The sequence below is a fragment of the Hymenobacter qilianensis genome (assembly GCF_014638675.1).
In the GTDB taxonomy this organism is placed as follows: Bacteria; Bacteroidota; Bacteroidia; order Cytophagales; family Hymenobacteraceae; genus Hymenobacter; species Hymenobacter qilianensis.
Genome location: NZ_BMFN01000003.1, coordinates 572,316 through 592,277 on the forward strand (window position 1 = coordinate 572,316; position 19,962 = coordinate 592,277).

Consider the following 19,962-nt stretch of genomic DNA (forward strand, 5'->3'; position numbering starts at 1 on the left):
AAGATGTGAGCGAGGCCGATGCTTACAGCTTTTCCTCCACGCCTAGCCCAAACAAGGCAAAATCGTACCTTACGGGGTCGTGGGGGGCAAAATCGCGCAGATGCGCGGTCAGCTCTTCGGCTGCTGACCAATCGACTAAGCGGCGCGTAAGCAGGCCCAGGCGGCGGGCAACGCGCTCCACGTGCACATCGCACGGGCAGACCAGATCGGTCATGGGCAGGCGCGTCCAAAGGCCGAAGTCTACGCCGCGGTCGTCGCGGCGCACCAGCCAGCGCAGGTACATATTCACCCGTTTGCAGGCCGAGCCGCGAGCCGGCGTTGCCACATGCTTGCGGGTCCGCTGGGGAGCATCGGGCAAGCTAAAGAACAGTGTGTGAAAGTTTTCGAGACGCTGGCGCTGAGTGTTACCCTGCAAAAAAGCGTCTTCCAACGTATCGTGGCTGGCATAATACCAGCGCAGCCAATGCACGAAATACAGCAGATCGGTGTCGCAGAAGGTGCGGTGGCAGAATCCCAACAGCTTCTTCAAATCTTCATCGGAGTGCTGGGTAATGAACTGGTAGGGCGCATCGTCCATGCGTCGCATGAGCTCGTGGCACTTGCTGATGATGGTCGGGCGACGCCCCCAGGCTAACAGAGCCGCAAAAAGTCCGCTTATTTCCACGTCCTGTCGCTGCGAAAACCGGTGCGGAATACTAATCGGGTCGTTGGCTATGAAGGCCGGCCGGTTGTAGCGGTCGTGGTGGTCGTCGAGAAACTCCCGGAGCTGAGCGTGATTCAAATGAAGGAGTTAGGAGCTAGGAGGTAGAAGCTGGGAGCTAGGTGGTAGGAGTCAGGAGCCAGAAAGAATACTGGCGACCAATCTCCAGCTTATACCTCCTAGCTCTTCCCCTACGGCACGTAAGAAGTTTCGACGCGGAAGCGGTTGTCGGGCGTGGACAGACGCTGCACGGCGCGGGGTGATAGGCGCACCAGAATGTTGCTGTTTTCGCCGGTATCAGGCAATTGCCCAATGACGCGGACGTATACCGACTGCCCATTCATGATATTGCGCACCTGCATAATGGTACCCACAGCGGCTGTTTTGTGCAAGGCCAGATACTTATCGGTGCCCGTGCCTTCAATTCTGGTAGCTAGCCCGCTTTCGGTTACTCTACGCACGATTTCACTAGCCCGCTCGGGGGCGCGCTCCTCCGCTTCCTGGGCCGGCGTACGCACAGAATCTTTTGTATTAGCAGCGACAGGAGCCGTTCGGGCGGGCACCGGGGCCGTCACAACTGGCTTTGGCGGGGCAGGTGCTGGTGTGGAGGTGGGCGCGGAAGCAGCGGGCGTTTCTACGGGTGCAGGGGAAGGAGTAGCCGACGCTGTTGCCGTTGCGGCCGCCTTCGCGCCTGCCGGCACGATAATCAGGCGCTGTCCGACCTTTACGCCCGTAGTGGCAGGCAGGCCGTTAAAGCGTGCAAGGTCAGCGGGAGCAAGCTGAAACAGGCGTGCCACGGCGTAGAGCGTCTGGCCTTTTTGCACCGTGTACACGCGGTTTCCGTTGTCGTCGGTGGGCAGAGAGCGGGCGGCGGCAACGGTATTAGCGGGCGCTGATGGTCGGGCGGCGGGGCTTGTTGGCGCGGGCGTTGTGAGCACTACCCGTGTGCGTGGCACCAACACTATCTGTCCCGTTACGAGGGCACCTTTGAGCGAAGAATTGGTTTCCACAATTTGCTCGACGGGCACCGAATAGCGCCGCGAGAGGCCATAAAGGGTTTCACCAGCCACCACACGGTGCTTGATGAGCATTTTATTATTACGGTATTCAACCCCAATGGAATCGGGCGGGAGAATGGGCCGGGGCGCGGCGGTGGCGGCAAAACCAGCGAGAACAAACGCAGGCAGCAGCAACAGAAAACGGGTCATACGAGCAGTTCGCGAAAAACGAGTGGCCCCAAATTCAGGGTGGGGCAGCTTAGGGGGAAATCTAAAAGCGCCGAAAGATAAAAAATAATCCCAGCTGAGTCCCAAAAAGGCCATTTCTGAATGATTCAACGATGCCCGATAAGCCACTTATACCTAACGTGGTCGGGCTTCATTTATTGGCCTACCACGCCACATTCCGCATATAAGCAACGGGCAACTCAGGGCTTTCGCTGTTCTTTGCAAAAAGCCCCCCAGCTTGTATCCAGCTTTCGCAAACTCCTTTTTATGATCCACGCCATTGGTATTATTCCCGCCCGCTACGCCTCCACTCGCTTGCCCGGCAAGCCGTTGGTTGATCTGGGGGGCAAATCCATGATTCAACGAGTCGTGGAGCAGGCGCGGCTGTCTAGTCTGAGCCGGGTGGTGGTAGCCACGGATGATGAGCGCATTCTAGAGCACGTGCACGGTTTCGGGGGCGAGGCAGTGCTCACTGACCCCGACCACCCCAGCGGCACTGACCGCGTGTTCGATGCCTACCAGCAGCTCGGCGTAACTGCCGATTGTATCATCAATATTCAAGGCGACGAGCCCTTTATTCACCCCGCGCAAATCAATGCTCTCGTAGCGCTTTTTGAGGGTGAAAAAGCCCCCCAGCTTGCCACATTAGTCAAGCCAGTGCTCAGCGAGGACGAGTTATTCAGTCCGCATCTGCCCAAAGTGGTGCTTGATTCCCAGGGCTACGCAATGTATTTCAGTCGTCATCCCCTGCCCTATCAACGCCAATATGAATCAGTTCAATGGCTTGCACACCATCGCTACCTACGCCACATCGGCCTGTATGCCTACCGGCCCGATGTGCTGGCCGCTATTACCAAACTGCCGCCCTCCTCGCTGGAGCAGGCCGAAAGTCTGGAGCAGCTGCGGTGGCTGGAGAACGGCTTTCGCATTCTGACCGCGGAAACGGAGCTGGAAACCATCGGCATCGATACGCCTGAGGATGTGGAGCGGGCCAGGAAGTTATTGAAAATGACCGCATAAAAGCCCCCCAGCCCTTTTTCGCGCTTGCTAGGTGCCGGGAGGCTGGTGGGCTCGCTCCGTCACGGCTTGTTCGGCGCTCTGACGTTCTTCCGCCTGCATTTCCTTGGTCAAGAAATAGTTGAGGCCCGTTCGGATGACGGCAATGGCGCCTAGCTGCCCAATTTGCTCCCAACTCGGGGCAATAGCCGTGGATAGTATATCAGCGCCCAATTGAAACTCCAGCGCCAGGGCCAGGTAGCGGGCCAGCGTCAGGCGAATGGCCGTAAAGTTGGCCGTACGACGCTGTATCAAGGCTTTTATCAGCAACCAGGCCGCCACCAGTATGCCAAGGGCAATAATGAACGCCCCAATAGTTTCGACACCCAGCTTAAGCCACTGTACGGCGTTTATAATGCCGCTTTCGGCTAATTCACGTGGGTTAACAGATTCCATTGAGGTGAATAAAGTGACTTCGCTATTGCTACTATTCTAACCACCAGACTTCTTCGCTTTATAGCCCTGATCTAGCAGTACGCCCATCACTTTATCGCGGAAATCGCCCTGGATAAGGATGTCGCCTTCTTTGGCGTTGCCGCCCACTCCGCATTTGGTTTTGAGCAGCTTAGCCAAGGTTTGCAGGTCCGCATCCTGGCCCACGAAGCCGGTGATGAGCGTCACTTGCTTGCCTCCGCTTTTGCGGTCGAGGTGCACGCGCAGGTTTTGTTGCTGGGGCGGCAGGGTTACCACCGATTCTTCGTCGGCGTGCTGGTAGGAAAAGTCGGAGTTGGTGGAGTACACCACGCCTTCGCGGCTGCGGCGGTTTTTGTCGGCTTTCATGCTTTTAAATGGTTGAATGCTAAATGGCTGAATGGGTGAGGGTTAAATGGCTGATCGTTCAACGAGTTGCCAGAGCAATAAGCTATTTAACTCTCACCCATTCAGCCATCTAAACTATACGGCTACCTCCAAAGCTAGAGGCAGCAATTCTATTTCAAAGCTAGTGGCTTCGCCCGCATAGTCGCCATCTACGTGAAAGCCTATAGGCGCGACGGCCTCTACCAGTACGTGCCGCGAGGTATGATATACTGCCGCTCCCGACTGGGGCAAATCGCCTAGGGCCAGGCCAAGAGCCACGCGCACGGCTCGGCGTAGCGGTAGCGCATCAATCAGGCACACGTCAAGCAGGCCGTCGCGAATATCGGCGCGGGGGGCAATGTAGGCGTTGTTGCCGTACTGCCCGGCATTGGCAAAAGCCAGCACGTAGCAATCGGTGGTCAGCGTGCGGTTGTTGAGCGTGACCGTTATAGGCTTGGGCTGAAAAGTCCGGTATTCACGAAGCGCCACGCGCACATAAGTACCTAGGCCGCGAGTACCAGCCGTGGCGAAGCACTTGCTCACGTGGGCATCAAACCCCAGCCCTGCCGTGCAGAAGAACGGACGCCCATTGATGCGCCCCACATCCATACGCTGAAACTCGGGCTGGCTCATTCGGCGGATTGCGGCTGGCAGGGCCAATGGCACCTCCAGATGCCTTGCTAGGCCATTGCCGGAGCCTCGCGGCAGAATCCCCATGGCGGCATTCGTACCCAGTAAGCCGCGTCCCACTTCGTTTACCGTGCCATCGCCGCCCACGGCCACTACCGTACGAAACCCTTCAGCGGCGGCCGTACGAGCTATTTCTTCCGCGTGCCCGGCATAAGCCGTCAGGCGCAAGGCGTGGTCAACGGCGGAATGATCGAGGTGTTGCTCAATCAGGGCCGGCACATCTTGCGCACGGTTGGTGCCGGAAGCAGGATTCAGGATAAAACAGATACGCGGCTTGGCGGGCATAGATGGATAGAAACGCGGCGCGAAGCGCAAGGTTGAGTAGCGAAATAAGTAGAAGCGGCGAGAGGTAAAATGCCGGGTGCTGATGCTGGTCAAAACACTCGAAAAAGCCCCCCAGTCGCTTTAAATTTCTAACAGAAAAGCCCACCCAAAGTGGGCGGGCTTTTCTGTTAGAAAGCAATGTAGCAGGAGCTATTTCGCCATTTTCTGGCCCAACTGCTGAATCAGATCAGCGGTGCGCGTGCTGTAGCCGAACTCGTTATCATACCAGCCTACCACTTTCACCAGCGTACCGTTGGCGGCCGTCAGCTGCGAGTCGAAGATGCAAGAATGCGGATTGCCTACGATGTCGATGCTTACTAACGGATCGGTAGAGTACTCGATGATGCCTTTCATGGGGCCTTCAGCGGCCTTGCGTACGGCCTCATTGATTTGCTCCTTCGTTACTTCCTGCTTCAGAATTACGGTCAGGTCGGTAGTAGAGCCATCCGGCACGGGCACGCGCATGGCGATACCATCAAGCTTGCCTTTTAGCTGGGGCAACACCAAACCTACGGCCTTAGCGGCGCCGGTGCTGGTCGGAATGATGCTCAATGCAGCAGCGCGGGCGCGGCGCAGATCCTTGTGCGGTGCGTCCTGCAGGTTTTGGTCGGAGGTATACGCGTGTACGGTGGTGATATAGCCTTTCTCAATGCCGAAAGCCTCGTCCAACACCTTCGCCATAGGAGCCAGGCAGTTGGTAGTGCAGCTGGCGTTCGACAGAATGGTTTCGTCGCCGGTCAGGATGTCTTCGTTTACGCCCAATACTACGGTTGGAATGTTGCCCGTGGCAGGGGCCGAAATCACAACTTTTTTGCAGCCGGCAGTGAGGTGCTGACCAGCGCCAGCCTCGTCCACGAAGCGGCCCGTAGACTCCAGCACTACGTCGATGCCCAGCTCGCCCCAAGGCAATAGCTTAGGATCACGCTCGGCCAGCGCTTGAATACGTTGGCCATTTACAGTCAGGCTGTTATCATCAAACTCCACCGTGCCATCGAAGCGGCCGTGTACGGAGTCATATTTAAGCAGGTGAGCCAGCGTCTTATTATCAGTCAGGTCATTGATTGCTACAACTTCCACGTTGTCGCGGCCGAGCAGAGACTTGAACGTGAGACGACCAATGCGACCGAAGCCGTTGATGGCGACTTTAATTTTAGCCATGATGAGAGGTTTGGGGTTTGGGAATTAAGAAGACCACGAGGGGCCCTGGTGGAAACGCGCAGCGAAGGTACAGGGCTAAGGGAATATAGCCAAATCAACCACTAAGCCATCTGCTTTGCTTTTCTTCTTACGGTTTTTTGCCGTTCCCGACGGGCTTGAAGCTTAAAATTTGCCCCCTACAAAAAGAATTTCTTCCTGAAAGTCAGCCTATTTGCTGCTGGGGGGCTTTTTTTTTGGCGCTACGTATTGCGCTGAATTATCCTTGCCTTATCTTTGCACCACTAAAAACGAGTAAGGCACATCATCTGGTCCGTTCGTCTAGGGGTTAGGACAGTAGATTTTCATTCTACCAACAGGGGTTCGATTCCCCTACGGACTACTTAACCACTCGTTTTTGGCAATAAAAAGCCGCTCTGCATTATGCAGAGCGGCTTTTTGCGTTTAAGCGGTTTGTGCACCACATGACGGTTTGCGACTATCACCACATAAAGCTGGCGCTTAGACAGCAGACATTATTAACGTCCGGCGGAACCGCTTTTTTTCCGGGGAGGGTCTTTTACGCCTCCTTTGGTCAGCGTCAGGGCATACACGCGCCCCGCTTTGTTGGTCAGGAATTCGACCTTACGGTCAGGAATGTTCTGGTTAAAGAACTTTCGAGGGGATTCAGCCACTAATGGCGTGTCCTGATCCTGTAGATACAGCTGGCCATTGATGTAGAGGATGCGAATTTCCTTGTAGTGTCCGGCGTAGTGGGCCAGCTTGGGCGGAGCGACGGCGATAGGGCGATGGACGTACGGTACTTCCACCGCTTTGCCGAACAGGATGCCAGCCAGCCCATAGCCTATCCAGTGCGATTCAGCTTGATTGTTCGATAACACCGTGACTAAAATTCCATCCTGAGGGTATCGGTCCAGAGTGGTCATGGCTCCGAAATATCCCCCACTGTGGGTCAAGAGGTGGCGGCCGTGGCTGTAATAGGGGTCGACAAACACGCCGTAGCCGTAATGATCCAGAAAGCCGTTGCCCGGAAACCGCTTGTTGTGCTGAGTGGCCATGAGCGATTTAGAGGCCTCCGAAAGCAGCGCCGTGCCCCGCAATGCCCGGTCGAGTTTTGCCAGATCACCGGCCGTGGAATACAGCCCGTCGTGGCCCACGTTGAGGTCCCAATTGATGTAAGGGTTTTTGACAAATGTCTCGCCCTCCCGGCAGTATGACCGGGCCAAGCTGGGCACGAGGGCGGTATTACTATGCAGGCCGGTGTTCGTCATAGCAGCCACGTCGAAGATATTTTTTTGCAGATACTCGCCGTACGACATCCCCGAAGCTTTCTCAATGATCTGGCCCAGTAAAAAGTACCCAACGTTACTGTATCCTATGCGGGTGCCAGGATCAAACTGAGCTGGCTGCTTTTGGATAAACGCCAGGGCAGAATCTTTTGAGACGGCCGTGTGGTACAGGTACAGTTCTTCAAAATCCAGGGCTAGGCCGGCCGTGTGGGTCAGCAGCTGGTGCAAGGATATGGCGTCGCCGTTTGGGAAGCCCGGCAGAAACGTACTCAGCTTATCCGTGAGCTGGAGCCGGCCGTGCTCGGCTAGCTGCAGAACAGCCAAAGCAGTGATGTGCTTGGTGATGGAGGCCAGGGCAAACTTGGTGTCCAGAGTGTTAGAAACGGCCCACTCCGCATCGGCCAGCCCGTAGGCTTGGTGCAATAAAATGGTATCGTGACGCGTGATCAGCACAACCCCTGCGAAGCGGTTCACGTCGTGTTGGGCTTGCATATAGGTTGCTAACTGCTGCCGCAGGTGCAATTGCCCCACACTGGTACTGATGCTGCCCAGGCAAAAAAGCAGTACAATAATGGCTAGGCGCATGGGGCCGGCGTGGAGCAGTTGGCAATGATTTTCTGCAGTGTCGAGTGAAACTGAACGAGTTCCTCTTCACTCAGGCCTGCCAGCGCCGTTCGCTGATTGAGCAGAATGGTATCGGTTAGCTGGGCGAGAGTGTGCTGGCCTTGAGGCGTGAGGTGCAGCTCGAATTTCCGGCGGTCGGCAGAGTGCATCCCCCTTGTTAGCAAGCCTTTTTGAACCAACAACTCAATGATGCGGGTCAGGGATGCCTTGTCTTTGAAGACCAGCTCGGCAATCTGTTGCTGGCTAAGAGCAGGGTGCTTATCCAGCACAATTAAGATCAGGGCCTGATCTACAGTGAGCTTGTCTACTACTCGATCAATGTTCTGCTGGCAAAGCCTGCGATACGTTTTTATCGCTTGTTCAAGCGTGTAAAGGACAGTTTGAGTGGGAGTATCGATGGTCATAGGTATTTTATTTGATACAAATATAGTTGATATATCAACAAATAATAGCAATAATTATTTTCACCACCACTATTCAAGTATGGGGGGCTTTTTTACACTCATCCTCACGGGTGACCAGTTTATCCGCACTCTTTCCCGCTATTCACTACCCGATGGGGCAATCCTGCCCGCGTTAGTTGATTTTGTCGGAGCCCTGTGAACAAGATAAGCTTGGGCCCGTATCTTCGGGCTACACATTAAGCGGAAAAACATCAACCATCTTTCCCAGAGGAAATGACAAAAATCAAAGTAGCAAACCCGGTAGTGGAGCTTGATGGCGACGAAATGACGCGCATCATCTGGAAGTTCATCAAGGACAAGTTGATCACGCCTTATCTCGATCTCGACATCAAGTATTACGATCTGGGAATAGAGTACCGCGATGAAACCAGCGACCAGGTTACCATCGACGCCGCCAATGCTATCCGCCAATACGGCGTAGGCATTAAGTGCGCCACCATCACGCCGGATGAGGAGCGAGTGAAAGAGTTTAACCTGAAGCAGATGTGGAAGTCGCCGAACGGCACTATCCGCAACATCCTGGACGGCACTGTTTTCCGCGAGCCTATCGTGATGAGCAACGTACCCCGCCTGGTGCCTAACTGGACGGCTCCCATCTGCATTGGCCGTCATGCTTTCGGCGACCAGTACCGGGCTACCGATTTCGTGACCAAAGGAAAAGGCAAGCTCACTATCACGTTTACCCCAGAGGACGGCGGCGAAACCCAATCTTTTGAAGTATTCAACTTCAAGAGCGACGGCGTGGCGCTGGCTATGTACAACACCGATGAGTCGATTCGGGGGTTTGCGCACGCCTGCTTCAACCAGGCTTTGATGAAAGGCTGGCCCCTGTACCTGTCAACCAAAAACACCATCCTGAAGAAATACGATGGTCGTTTCAAGGACATTTTCCAGGAGATCTACGAGCAGGATTACAACGCCAAGTTCACGGCCGCTGGCATCACCTATGAGCATCGCCTGATTGATGACATGGTGGCTTCGGCGCTGAAGTGGAACGGCAACTTTGTGTGGGCCTGCAAAAACTACGATGGCGACGTACAAAGCGACACCGTAGCCCAGGGTTTTGGCTCGCTCGGCCTGATGACTTCTACCCTGGTTACGCCCGACGGCACCGTGATGGAGGCCGAAGCCGCCCACGGCACCGTAACGCGTCACTACCGCGACCACCAGGCCGGCAAGCCTACCTCGACCAATCCGATTGCCTCTATTTTTGCCTGGACCCGCGGGCTGGAGTTCCGCGGAATTCTGGACAACAATCAGGAGCTGATCGGCTTCTGCAAAGCTCTGGAGGCCGTTTGTATCGAAACGGTAGAAAGCGGCAAAATGACCAAGGACTTGGCTGTTTGCATCCACGGCAACAAGGTAGAGCACGGCAGAGACTACCTCTACACCGAAGAGTTTCTGGAAGCGCTGGATGAAAATCTGAAAGCTAAGCTGGGCAAATAAGTCTGCTTCACTTGGTATAAAAAAGCCCATTCGATGATCGAATGGGCTTTTTTGTGGCGCTACTTTACTGATAAGCCGGGCTCTAAGCAGTGAGATTTCTGCCATTAGTCTGCAACTATTAAATGGTCAGGTAAGCTCTTCTATAAAATACCGCTAGCATAGTTGGTCAGCCAGCATATCTGGGGGGCTTTTTTTAAGATTTGTCTTCGCTATCATCTCTTCTTAGATCTATCCTTCCTTCAACTAAATGAAAAAAGCTACACTCAGCAGCCTTGCAGCGCTAGGCTTGTATTGCTTTGCAACGCCCACTTACGCCCAGCAGCTACAAGCTGCCGGCATTAGCGCAGGGTTTAATGTCGCACGCCTCAAGGCAGATCGTTATGCTTTTCGGTATAACTCCGTTTTGATTGATCCGCTGGCCGATCAATCCAACGATGAGACGGGCAACAGCATCACGCTGTTTGGTCGCTGGAAGATTGGCCAGGCAGGTGGCTGGTATGTGCAACCAGAGTTGGGCTATATGTCGGCTCTGGAAACTCCGGTTTTACTATCCAACGCTACCGGCGCCTATCCTTATGCCAATAGCCGCATCCGGCGCCTTGATGCCCGACTGCTGGGGGGCTATCAATCTGGGCCGCTGCGCTTGTTTGCGGGCCCTAGCATCGGTTACTATCTCTATAATTCGCGAAATTTTACTTCCCCGGATCCGGAATTGCAGGCCGTGATGAGCGCCTTGGACGCAAATCCCAAGCGGTGGCAGGTAGCAGTGCAGGCCGGGGCAGGCGTTACGCTGGGCCGCCTGGATCTGAATGTTCGGTATGAGTGGGGCCTCTCTCCTTATAAGCAGTCTTTTCCCGCGCCCGGCAAGTCGGCCTTTCTGACGCGCAGAATGCAACAGCTAGTGCTGGAAGGCGGATTTCAACTGTACAGGCGCTCCAAGTCCAAATAGTTGCTGCTACGTTCGGCACCTCCTTTTATAAGGTTGCAATAAGAGAAACCGCCCTGGGGGGCAAAACGAGCGCCGCGGCTGAATAACTCAGCCGCGGCGCTCGTTTTGCCCCCCAGGGCCCGTTCTTTTTGTTTTGGACTGCGTATCTGTTATTTGATGGCACGCTTTGCTACTTGCCTGTGTTGTTGGCTTTTAGTTTTCTAATTCACTCATTATTTAAACAGCACTGAAGTAAGAGTATTGAAGTTTTAAATCATTTATTTCTTATATTCAGCCAACGTACGCTCTGGAGCTGCTGCCGCCCTCCCACCCGGCCCGCTCAATATTCCGCCTGCAACAGGGAGCAGGCGAACCAGCTTACCCGAAAGGCTCGGCCTTTTGCTATGGTGCTGGGTAACTGTACCATCATTTTTCTTTTTTCAGCCTTCCATTTAAAAGGCAACCATTTTTAAACCTTGACTTCCAGGCTCAGGCCTGGGGTATACGTCGGGTGACAGGTGTGGGCACTTGTATTTGTTGAAAATGACGACCTGCCAGCAGGTCTGCGACCCCACGTCTGCGTGATGGGCTGTGCTTGTCTGCACGGCTCCACATCAACTTCTAATGACCATCAGCATGATTACCCATATAGCAACCCTCGATCAACCTACTTCCCTGTCGCACACCCGCACCCACGAGCTCAAAATCTGGCCCGCCTGCTTCGAAGCTACATTGTCGGGGGCCAAGACGTTTGACGTGCGCGAAAACGACCGCAACTATCAAGTGGGCGACGCCGTGCAGTTGTGCGAATATGAACCAGAAAGCGAGACCTACAGTGGCCGCTCCACGGCCCGCTGGATCAGCTACGTGCTGCAAGGCGGCGCTTTTGGCCTGCAAGCTGGCTGGTGCATCCTGGGCTTAACCGAGTTGCGGCCTCTGCCGCCTGGCGTAAGCGACACCCGATTGTGGTAACCGAATAGGTGCCGACTGAAGAAATTTTTTCCTCAGTCGGCACCTATTTCTCTTTTGGTACTGCCTCACTTATAACCCTGTGCTGCTGCTCCATGCTCAGCACGACAGAACTCTAACGCCCTACTTCTGGTGATGAAATCTACTGACCCGCAAGGCCTGTACCGCCCCGAATTCGAGCATGATGCATGTGGTACTGGTTTTATCACTTCCCTCAACGGCCATAAGTCGCACCAAACGATTGCGGATGCCCTGACCATGCTCGAGAACATGGAGCATCGCGGCGCCTGCGGCTGCGACGCCGAGTCGGGCGACGGGGCCGGCTTGATGCTACAGGTGCCGCACTGGTTTTTTCTGGAAGAGTGTACGGCCCTGAATATCAGGCTGCCCGAGCCGGGTTGCTACGGAGTGGGCATGGTGTTTTTGCCAAAAAATGCCCCCCAGCGCGAGGCTTGCCGCGCCAGCATCAACGCGGCCGTTGCGCGCTTGGGTATGCAGCTGCTGGGGTATCGGCCGGTGCCGGTGAATGCGGCGGGTATCGGGCAAACGGCCCTGGCAGCGGAGCCCGTGATGGAGCAGGTTTTTGTGGCCCGGCCAACCGACATTACGAACAGCGAAGACTTTGAGCGCAAGCTGTTTGTGCTGCGGCGGCTGATTACGAAAACGGTTATGGAATCGGTACCGGAGGCGGAAAATGACTTCTACTTCGCCTCGCTTTCCTGCCGGGTTATTGTGTATAAAGGCCAGCTGACTACCTATCAGGTGCGCCACTACTTCCCCGACCTCTCGGATCCGCGGGTCACGTCAGGTTTTGGACTGGTGCATTCGCGCTTTTCCACGAATACCTTTCCTTCGTGGAAGCTGGCGCAGCCGTTTCGCTTGCTGGCTCATAATGGCGAGATAAACACGCTGCGGGGCAATCTGAACTGGTTTTATGCCGGTCTCCGCTCCTACGTCTCGCCCTATTTCTCGGACGAGGAAATGGACATGCTGCTACCCGTAATCGACAACAATCAGTCGGATTCGGCCTGCCTCGACAACATTGCTGAGATTCTGCTTCACTCCGGCCGCTCCTTGCCCCACGTGATGATGATGCTCGTGCCCGAGGCCTGGGACGGCAATACGCAGATGGACCCGCTGAAAAAGGCGTTTTACGAGTTCCACGCCACCTTTATGGGCCCCTGGGACGGTCCGGCCGCCTTGCTCTTTACCGATGGCAAGATGATCGGGGCCATGCTGGACCGCAATGGTTTGCGCCCCCTGCGCTACGTAGTAACGAATGATGGGCGGGTACTCGTGGCTTCCGAGGCCGGCGTGCTACCTATCCCCGATGCCACCATTGTGCAGAAAGGTCGCTTGCAGCCCGGCAAAATGCTGCTCGTAGATACCGTTGGGGGGCAAATTATTACGGATGAGGAGCTGAAAGCCCAGGCCGCGAGTCAGCAGCCTTACGACCAATGGCTAAACGAGTACCAGATTCGGTTGGAAGAGCTACCCGAGCCGCGCCAGATGTTCACCGATTTATCGGCCGAGTCGGTGTTCAAATACCACCAGGTGTTTGGCTACACCCGCGAGGATATTGACAGCATTATCACGCCCATGGCCGTGGAAGGCAAAGAGCCCATCGGCTCGATGGGTGTGGATGTGCCGCTGGCGGTGCTCTCCGACCAGCCCCAGCACCTATCCAGCTACTTCAAGCAGTTTTTTGCCCAGGTCACCAACCCGCCTATCGACCCGATTCGAGAGCGGTTGGTGATGAGTCTGGCTACCTTCATCGGCAACAACGGCAACATCCTCGATGAGGACAAAATGCACTGTCACTGCGTGGCCCTGCACCAGCCCATCCTGACCAACCACGAGCTGGAAAAGCTGCGCAGCATCGATACGGGGCTGTTTCACGCCAAAACCCTGATGAGTTATTTCAAGGCCGATGGCAAGCCGGGCTCCTTACAAAATGGCGTAGATCGGCTGTGTCGCTACGCCGAAGATGCGGTGAGCGACGGCTTTGAGGTCCTGATCCTCTCCGACCGCGCCCTTGACTCGGAGCATGCCCCCATCCCTTCGCTGCTGGCGGTTTCGGCGGTGCACCACCACCTTATCCGCAAGGGCTACCGGGGTTCGGTGGGCCTGGTAGTTGAGGCTGGCGACGTGTGGGAAGTGCATCATTTTGCCTGCCTGTTGGCTTTCGGCGCCACGGCCATCAACCCTTATTTGGCCTTATCAACCATACGGACGATGCACGCTGGGGGGCAATTTGACTCGCCCGAGCATCATCCGCAGCTAGCTAAAAACTATGTGAAGGCGGTTTGTGACGGCTTGCTCAAGATCTTCTCCAAAATGGGCATCTCCACCTTGCAGTCGTACCACGGCGCGCAGGTATTTGAGATTCTAGGCCTCAATCAGGAAGTGGTGGACTACTGTTTCACGGGGGCCGTCACGCGTATTGGCGGGCTGGGCTTCGATGAAATAGCCCGTGAAACGCTCTATAAGCACTTTCAGGGCTTCACCAGCACCACGCTGGAGGAGCAGCAGCTTCTGCCCGATGGGGGCGTGTACCAGTGGCGCCGCCGGGGCGAAGCGCATATGTTTAACCCCGAAACCGTACACCTGCTCCAGCACGCTACGCGCACCAACAACTACCAGACGTATCAGCGCTACGCCCGCTTACTGAATGAGTCATCTGCCCGTGCGTTCACCATTCGGGGCCTGCTGGATTTTGCTTACCACCGCGAGCCTATTGCCCTTGGGGAAGTAGAGCCCGCCGAAAGCATCATGCGGCGCTTCGCGACCGGGGCCATGTCGTTTGGCTCAATTTCGCACGAGGCGCACAGCACCTTGGCTATTGCCATGAATCGCATTGGCGGCAAGAGCAACACCGGCGAGGGCGGCGAAGATGCCATGCGCTACGAGCCTTTGCCCAACGGCGACTCCATGCGCTCCAGCATCAAGCAGATTGCTTCGGCCCGCTTTGGCGTCACGGCTCACTACCTCACCAATGCCGACGAGCTGCAAATCAAAATGGCTCAAGGGGCAAAACCGGGCGAAGGCGGCCAACTTCCTGGCCATAAGGTAGATGAATGGATTGCAAAAGTGCGCCACGCCACACCCGGGGTAGGTCTGATCTCGCCCCCACCCCACCACGACATTTATTCTATTGAGGATTTAGCTCAGTTGATCTTCGACTTGAAAAACGCCAACCGGGCGGCCCGCATCAATGTGAAGCTGGTGTCGAAGGCAGGCGTCGGCACCATTGCAGCCGGCGTTGCCAAAGCCCACGCCGATGTCATTCTCATTGCTGGTTATGATGGCGGCACGGGCGCTTCGCCCATGAGCTCTATTAAGCACGCCGGGCTGCCCTGGGAGCTAGGCCTAGCCGAAGCCCACCAAACCTTGCTCCGTAATCAGCTCCGTAGCCGCGTGGTGCTGCAAGCTGATGGTCAGCTTAAAACGGGCCGCGACTTGGCTATTGCGGCTTTACTAGGCGCCGAAGAATGGGGCGTGGCGACGGCTGCCCTCATTGCGGGCGGCTGCGTGATGATGCGCAAATGCCACCTGAACACCTGCCCCGTCGGCGTAGCGACCCAAGACCCGGAGCTGCGCAAGCTGTTCACGGGCCAGCCAGAGCATATCGTGAATCTGTTTCGTTTCCTGGCCGAAGAGCTGCGCGAAATCATGGCGGAGTTGGGCTTCCGGACTATAAACGAGATGGTAGGCCGAACCCAATTTCTGAAGGTGCGCGAAGGCATCAGCCACTGGAAAGCCCGCACGCTGGACTTAAGCGGCCTGCTGCACCCTGCGCCCAATCCTTCGGGGGGCACTTTATACAACAGCGAAACGCAGGACCACGGCCTGGATAACATTCTTGACTGGGAGTTGCTCCGGCATGCCAAACCCGCTTTGGATGGGCGCATTCCCGTCTTTGCTTCCTTCACTGTTCGCAACATCGACCGCACTATTGGCACGCTGCTGTCCAACGAAATAACCAAGCGCTACCACGCCGCCGGCCTGCCCGACAATACCATAAACTTCCGATTCAGCGGCTCCGCTGGGCAAAGCTTCGGGGCGTTTAGTGTCAAGGGCGTGTCGCTTACTCTTGAGGGTGAAGCCAACGACTACGTCGGCAAAGGGCTTTCGGGCGCGCAACTGGCCATTTTTCCGTCGCTGAATAGCCAGTTTGTACCCGAGCAAAACATCATTATTGGTAACGTGGCCCTCTACGGCGCAACTTCCGGCGAGCTGTTTGTGCGCGGTCAGGCCGGGGAGCGTTTTGCAGTGCGCAATTCGGGCGCCACGGCTGTAGTAGAAGGCGTGGGCGACCACGGCTGCGAATACATGACGGGCGGGAGGGCACTTATTCTGGGCAAAACCGGCCGCAACTTTGCCGCCGGCATGAGCGGTGGCATCGCCTGGATCTACGACCCCGACGGCAGCTTCCCCGACAATTGCAACACTGAAATGGTGGAGCTGGACCCGCTGGATTCCGACGACGAGGATCAGATACGGGCGCTGCTGCGCAAACATGTACAACTCACTCAAAGTCAGTTAGCAGCCTACCTGCTCGATAGCTGGGTTGAAGAAGCGGGCAAGTTCGTCAAGGTCTTCCCCTCCGAATACAAAAAGGTGCTGCAACGCGCGCAGTACGCCACGGTGTAGAGACGCAAAATTTTGCGTCTCCTCGTTGCTGATGTTGCCAAAGTAACTGTCATGCAGAGACGGAGTCGAAGCATCTCGCGGGCTGACGCCGGATTAGTACTCCTACTAAACACGCGAGATGCTTCGCTACCGCTCTGCATGACAGACGAAATTAATTAACTGCTCAAAGCGAATTGTTCAACGCCAAGACGCGAAGTATCGCGTCTCTACATTAAAACTGCTATGGCGCACATCACAGGATTTAAGGAATTTGAGCGGGAATTGCCCCCCAAGGCAGCGCCTCAGGAGCGGGTAGCGCATAACCAGGAATTTGTTAGCACTTACACCGATGAGCAGCTCAATCGGCAGGCGGCGCGGTGCATGGACTGCGGCATTCCGTTTTGTCATTCTGGTTGTCCGCTGGGTAATATCATTCCCGAATTCAACGACGCCGTGCACCAGCAGGACTGGCTGCAAGCCTACCAGATCCTATCTTCTACGAACAACTTCCCGGAATTCACAGGGCGTATCTGCCCCGCGCCGTGCGAATCCGCGTGCGTGCTGAGCATTAACCGTGAGCCGGTTGCCATCGAGGAAATTGAGAAGCACATCATCGAAATTGCTTTCTCCAAAGGCTATGTGGCGCCATCTGCGCCCCTGCTTAAGTCGGGAAAAACGGTGGCGGTGGTCGGCTCCGGGCCGGCTGGTTTAGCGGCGGCGGCTCAACTAGCGAAGGCTGGCCACTCCGTGACTGTATTCGAGCGCGATGACCGGCCTGGGGGGCTTTTACGCTACGGAATCCCTGATTTCAAGCTGGATAAATGGGTAATTGACCGTCGTATCCAACTGCTTGAGGAAGATGGAATTGAGTTCCGCTGCAACACAGAGATTGGCAAAGATCTGCCCGCCGCCGAGCTAACCCGCACCTTCGACGCGGTGGTGCTTGCCGGTGGCGCCCTTATGGCCCGCGATCTGCCCATTCCGGGCCGCGAACTGTCCGGAATTCACTTTGCCATGGACTACCTGACCCAGCACAACCGCCGGGTAAGTGAGTTGCCCATCACAAATGAGCCGATTCTGGCCACCGACCGTCGGTTAATTGTGATTGGAAGTGGCGACACAGGCTCGGACTGCGTGGGCACCGCTAACCGCCAGCAAGCCAGTTCTGTTACCCAATTTGCCCTTATGCACGAGCCCTCTACCGACCGGCCCGCACACGCGCCCTGGCCCAGCTACCCCACTGTTTTCCGCACCAGCACCTCCCACGAGGAAGGCTGCCATCGTTACTGGGGTATTCATACGAAAGCTTTCCTGGGCGATGAGCAAGGCCAATTACGAGCTGTACTGGTTACCGACGTAACCTGGGAAACCGATGTACTCGGCCGCCGCATCGCCTTTACCGAAATAGAAGGCTCCGAACGCGAAATACCTTGCGACATGGTGCTATTAGCCCTCGGATTTGCCTCACCGCAGTATCAAGGCCTGCTCGAACAGCTTGGCGTAGAGCTTGATGGCCGAGGCAACGTGCACGCACCCAACGATACTTATCGCACCAGCCTACCGAATGTATTCGTGGCCGGCGACATGCGCCGCGGGCAATCCCTTGTAGTCTGGGCTATTTCGGAAGGCCGGGAAGCAGCACGGCAAGTAGACATTTTCTTAACTGGCAAAACTGCGCTACCCAGTAAGAATGCGGTGGCGATGTTTGCCTGAACTACTGTGTTTCAATACAGAAAAAGCCCCCCAGCATACCGTCAGTAGTATGCTGGGGGGCTTTTTTGACTTCTGGCTGAGTACAGTGGCTACCTAAATCTAAAAAGAACGTCATGCAGAGCGGTAGCGAAGCATCTCGCGTGTTTAGTAGGAGTACTAATCCGGCGTCAGCCCGCGAGATGCTTCGCTACCGCTCTGCATGACGTTCTTGTGATTTCTATTCCTTTCAGTTTATGATCTAAATAATTGTGCTCAAGCCGAGTTCAATATTGCTTCTATGCAGCTGACAATCCTGTAGATCCAGCACGCCGTAGGCAATGAAGCTGCCTACTTGCTCAGTGGTGTACGGCACGCCGGAAGTCAGTTCGGGCGTGAGCACGCCTCTTTCCAGGGCATTATCTACAGCATCCTTCACGCAGTCGGCTTCGGCTTGTAAACCAAAGTGTTCCAGCATCATTGCTGCCGATAGGATAGTAGCTATCGGGTTGGCAATGCCTTTGCCTTTAGCCTGCGGAAATGACCCGTGAATAGGCTCAAACAACGCTACCTGGTCGCCGACGGAAGCGGAAGGCAACAGGCCCAAAGAGCCGGCAATTACAGAGGCTTCGTCGGAGAGAATATCGCCGAACATATTCTCGGTCAGCATTACATCAAACTGCCGCGGATTGAGGATAAGCTGCATGGCCGCGTTGTCCACAAACAGGTAATCGACCATTACGCTGGGATACTGGGGGGCAATTTCCTGCACCACTTCGCGCCATAAGCGCGACGTTTCCAGCACGTTAGCTTTATCTACCAAAGTCAGCTTCTGCCGACGGTTTTCGGCGGCCTGAAAAGCGCGGTGCGCAATACGAGCAATTTCCCCCCGATTATAAGTGCAATGATCGAAAGCACTACCATCTTCCGCACGACCCTTTTCACCGAAATAAATGCCCCCCGTCAGCTCCCGGAAGATGAGCATGTCGGCACCTTGTATCCGGTCTTTTTTGAGGGGAGAATGCTCAATTAATCGGTCATAGGCCGTAACAGGGCGAATGTTAGCGTAGAGCCCCAGCGACTTGCGCAGCTTCAGCAGCCCTTGCTCGGGACGTACTTTGGCGGCGGGGTTGTTGTCATACTTCGGGTCGCCGATGGCCCCGAGCAGCACCGCATCGGCCTGCCAACAAGCGGCCAGCGTTTTTTCCGGCAGCGGGTCGCCGGTGGCATCAATGGCGCAGGCGCCCATGAGTTGGTGGTCGAAGATGAACTCGTGGCCGAAGCGCTCGGCTATGGCTTTCAGCACCCGCACTCCCTCCTGGCACACTTCCGGACCGATACCGTCGCCGGCCAATACCACAATTCGCTTTCTTAGTATGCCCATGGTCGCTGCTGTTCGTAAGCGGCAATGGCCGCTTTTTGGTTGATGAGAAAATCAATGTCGTCGTACCCATTGATCAGGCATTCCTTTTTGTAAGGGTCCAATTCAAAGCCAAAGCTTTCCTCCCACAGCGGTACTGTGAGCGTTTGGGTCGGCAGGTCCACAATCAGTTGCGTCTGCGGATCAAGCTCCACTTGCTTGAAAAGTCTTTGCAGAACTTCATCCGATACTTGCAGCGGCAACAGCCCGGTGTTCAGGGCGTTACCTTTGAAAATATCAGCGAAGTAGCTGGAGATGACCACTTTGAAACCAGCATCATACAGGGCCCAGGCAGCATGCTCGCGGCTGGAGCCGCAACCGAAGTTTTTGCCCCCCAGCAGAATTTGCCCCCCATAGCGAGCATCGTTCAGCACGAAGCCCGGTTTGGGCTGACCATCGGATGTATAGCGCCAGTCGCTGAACAGGTTGGCACCGAAACCTTCGCGGGTCGTCGCCTTCAGAAAGCGAGCGGGAATGATCTGGTCCGTATCGATATTCTCGATGGGCAGCGGCACGGCCTTTGAGCGGAGCGTTTGAAACTTTTCCATGGGC

At 55.7% G+C, this 19,962-nt stretch carries 16 protein-coding genes and 1 tRNA gene; 7 read left to right on the forward strand and 10 right to left on the reverse strand.

Annotated features, from left to right (window positions below; all coding sequences use genetic code 11):
* Nucleotides 1–22 precede the first annotated feature (22 nt).
* Nucleotides 23–781: a TIGR02757 family protein gene (locus tag IEW06_RS16815; RefSeq protein WP_187731668.1), complete on the reverse strand. Its 759-nt coding sequence runs from the start codon at nucleotides 779–781 to the stop codon at nucleotides 23–25.
* A gap of 110 nt (nucleotides 782–891) precedes the next feature.
* Nucleotides 892–1,908: a LysM peptidoglycan-binding domain-containing protein gene (locus IEW06_RS16820; protein ID WP_187731667.1), complete on the reverse strand. Its 1,017-nt coding sequence runs from the start codon at nucleotides 1,906–1,908 to the stop codon at nucleotides 892–894.
* A gap of 285 nt (nucleotides 1,909–2,193) precedes the next feature.
* Between IEW06_RS16820 and kdsB the strand changes: the two genes are divergently transcribed.
* Entirely contained in the window at nucleotides 2,194–2,946 is a 753-nt protein-coding gene (gene kdsB / locus IEW06_RS16825; RefSeq protein WP_373285383.1) for a 3-deoxy-manno-octulosonate cytidylyltransferase, read from the forward strand.
* Between the two features lie 27 nt (nucleotides 2,947–2,973).
* Here kdsB and IEW06_RS16830 read toward each other — a convergent pair whose 3' ends face one another.
* The 4 genes from IEW06_RS16830 to gap form a co-directional block, all read right to left on the reverse strand.
* The gene (locus tag IEW06_RS16830) at nucleotides 2,974–3,378 is read right to left on the reverse strand and encodes a DUF1622 domain-containing protein (protein ID WP_187731666.1); all 405 of its coding nucleotides are present in this window, start codon (nucleotides 3,376–3,378) and stop codon (nucleotides 2,974–2,976) included.
* Between the two features lie 36 nt (nucleotides 3,379–3,414).
* A complete protein-coding gene (locus IEW06_RS16835) occupies nucleotides 3,415–3,762 on the reverse strand; it encodes a translation initiation factor (protein WP_187309189.1) in 348 nt (115 codons plus the stop codon).
* A 114-nt stretch (nucleotides 3,763–3,876) separates the two neighbouring features.
* The gene (locus IEW06_RS16840; RefSeq protein ID WP_187734295.1) at nucleotides 3,877–4,755 is read right to left on the reverse strand and encodes a diacylglycerol/lipid kinase family protein; all 879 of its coding nucleotides are present in this window, start codon (nucleotides 4,753–4,755) and stop codon (nucleotides 3,877–3,879) included.
* 189 nt (nucleotides 4,756–4,944) lie between these two features.
* Nucleotides 4,945–5,952: a type I glyceraldehyde-3-phosphate dehydrogenase gene (gap, locus tag IEW06_RS16845; RefSeq protein WP_187309187.1), complete on the reverse strand. Its 1,008-nt coding sequence runs from the start codon at nucleotides 5,950–5,952 to the stop codon at nucleotides 4,945–4,947.
* Nucleotides 5,953–6,259: 307 nt separating this feature from the next.
* On the opposite strand from gap, the gene IEW06_RS16850 reads away from it, so the two are divergent.
* Nucleotides 6,260–6,331 (forward strand) — tRNA-Glu (locus tag IEW06_RS16850).
* Between the two features lie 136 nt (nucleotides 6,332–6,467).
* On the opposite strand, the gene IEW06_RS16855 is transcribed toward IEW06_RS16850, so the two are convergent.
* Together IEW06_RS16855 and IEW06_RS16860 are read right to left on the reverse strand one after the other, a co-directional pair.
* Nucleotides 6,468–7,823, reverse strand: a complete 1,356-nt coding sequence (locus tag IEW06_RS16855; RefSeq protein WP_187731665.1) for a serine hydrolase domain-containing protein — start codon at nucleotides 7,821–7,823, stop codon at nucleotides 6,468–6,470.
* On the reverse strand, nucleotides 7,814–8,266 hold the full coding sequence (locus tag IEW06_RS16860) for a MarR family winged helix-turn-helix transcriptional regulator (RefSeq protein WP_187731664.1): 453 nt from the start codon (nucleotides 8,264–8,266) through the stop codon (nucleotides 7,814–7,816). The genes IEW06_RS16855 and IEW06_RS16860 overlap by 10 nt, the downstream gene beginning before the upstream one ends.
* 273 nt (nucleotides 8,267–8,539) lie before the next feature.
* Between IEW06_RS16860 and IEW06_RS16865 the strand changes: the two genes are divergently transcribed.
* The 5 genes from IEW06_RS16865 (at nucleotide 8,540) to IEW06_RS16885 (ending at nucleotide 18,014) form a co-directional block, all read left to right on the forward strand.
* On the forward strand, nucleotides 8,540–9,772 hold the full coding sequence (locus tag IEW06_RS16865) for an NADP-dependent isocitrate dehydrogenase (protein ID WP_187731663.1): 1,233 nt from the start codon (nucleotides 8,540–8,542) through the stop codon (nucleotides 9,770–9,772).
* A gap of 247 nt (nucleotides 9,773–10,019) precedes the next feature.
* Nucleotides 10,020–10,721 (forward strand): outer membrane beta-barrel protein, encoded by a 702-nt coding sequence (locus IEW06_RS16870; RefSeq protein ID WP_187731662.1) that lies wholly within the window; start codon nucleotides 10,020–10,022, stop codon nucleotides 10,719–10,721.
* Between the two features lie 615 nt (nucleotides 10,722–11,336).
* The gene (locus IEW06_RS16875) at nucleotides 11,337–11,672 is read left to right on the forward strand and encodes an ASCH/PUA domain-containing protein (RefSeq protein WP_165963526.1); all 336 of its coding nucleotides are present in this window, start codon (nucleotides 11,337–11,339) and stop codon (nucleotides 11,670–11,672) included.
* A gap of 132 nt (nucleotides 11,673–11,804) precedes the next feature.
* The gene (gene gltB, locus IEW06_RS16880; RefSeq protein ID WP_188548623.1) at nucleotides 11,805–16,322 is read left to right on the forward strand and encodes a glutamate synthase large subunit; all 4,518 of its coding nucleotides are present in this window, start codon (nucleotides 11,805–11,807) and stop codon (nucleotides 16,320–16,322) included.
* A gap of 222 nt (nucleotides 16,323–16,544) precedes the next feature.
* Nucleotides 16,545–18,014 (forward strand): glutamate synthase subunit beta, encoded by a 1,470-nt coding sequence (locus tag IEW06_RS16885; RefSeq protein ID WP_187731661.1) that lies wholly within the window; start codon nucleotides 16,545–16,547, stop codon nucleotides 18,012–18,014.
* Nucleotides 18,015–18,252: 238 nt separating this feature from the next.
* Here IEW06_RS16885 and leuB read toward each other — a convergent pair whose 3' ends face one another.
* Together leuB and leuD are read right to left on the reverse strand one after the other, a co-directional pair.
* Entirely contained in the window at nucleotides 18,253–19,374 is a 1,122-nt protein-coding gene (gene leuB, locus IEW06_RS16890) for a 3-isopropylmalate dehydrogenase (RefSeq protein WP_188548624.1), read from the reverse strand.
* Nucleotides 19,362–19,958: a 3-isopropylmalate dehydratase small subunit gene (gene leuD, locus IEW06_RS16895; RefSeq protein WP_187731660.1), complete on the reverse strand. Its 597-nt coding sequence runs from the start codon at nucleotides 19,956–19,958 to the stop codon at nucleotides 19,362–19,364. The genes leuB and leuD overlap by 13 nt, the downstream gene beginning before the upstream one ends.
* Nucleotides 19,959–19,962 lie beyond the last annotated feature (4 nt).

Bases quoted from the DNA above. Each gene is read 5' to 3' on its own strand.
- gltB (WP_188548623.1), top strand. From the start codon at position 11,805: ATGAAATCTACTGACCCGCAAGGCCTGTACCGCCCCGAATTCGAGCAT.
- gap (WP_187309187.1), bottom strand. From the start codon at position 5,952: ATGGCTAAAATTAAAGTCGCCATCAACGGCTTCGGTCGCATTGGTCGT.
- IEW06_RS16870 (WP_187731662.1), top strand. From the start codon at position 10,020: ATGAAAAAAGCTACACTCAGCAGCCTTGCAGCGCTAGGCTTGTATTGC.
- IEW06_RS16865 (WP_187731663.1), top strand. From the start codon at position 8,540: ATGACAAAAATCAAAGTAGCAAACCCGGTAGTGGAGCTTGATGGCGAC.
- IEW06_RS16885 (WP_187731661.1), top strand. From the start codon at position 16,545: ATGGCGCACATCACAGGATTTAAGGAATTTGAGCGGGAATTGCCCCCC.
- leuD (WP_187731660.1), bottom strand. From the start codon at position 19,958: ATGGAAAAGTTTCAAACGCTCCGCTCAAAGGCCGTGCCGCTGCCCATC.
- IEW06_RS16855 (WP_187731665.1), bottom strand. From the start codon at position 7,823: ATGCGCCTAGCCATTATTGTACTGCTTTTTTGCCTGGGCAGCATCAGT.
- IEW06_RS16820 (WP_187731667.1), bottom strand. From the start codon at position 1,908: ATGACCCGTTTTCTGTTGCTGCTGCCTGCGTTTGTTCTCGCTGGTTTT.
- IEW06_RS16840 (WP_187734295.1), bottom strand. From the start codon at position 4,755: ATGCCCGCCAAGCCGCGTATCTGTTTTATCCTGAATCCTGCTTCCGGC.
- IEW06_RS16860 (WP_187731664.1), bottom strand. From the start codon at position 8,266: ATGACCATCGATACTCCCACTCAAACTGTCCTTTACACGCTTGAACAA.
- IEW06_RS16875 (WP_165963526.1), top strand. From the start codon at position 11,337: ATGATTACCCATATAGCAACCCTCGATCAACCTACTTCCCTGTCGCAC.
- kdsB (WP_373285383.1), top strand. From the start codon at position 2,194: ATGATCCACGCCATTGGTATTATTCCCGCCCGCTACGCCTCCACTCGC.
- leuB (WP_188548624.1), bottom strand. From the start codon at position 19,374: ATGGGCATACTAAGAAAGCGAATTGTGGTATTGGCCGGCGACGGTATC.
- IEW06_RS16835 (WP_187309189.1), bottom strand. From the start codon at position 3,762: ATGAAAGCCGACAAAAACCGCCGCAGCCGCGAAGGCGTGGTGTACTCC.
- IEW06_RS16830 (WP_187731666.1), bottom strand. From the start codon at position 3,378: ATGGAATCTGTTAACCCACGTGAATTAGCCGAAAGCGGCATTATAAAC.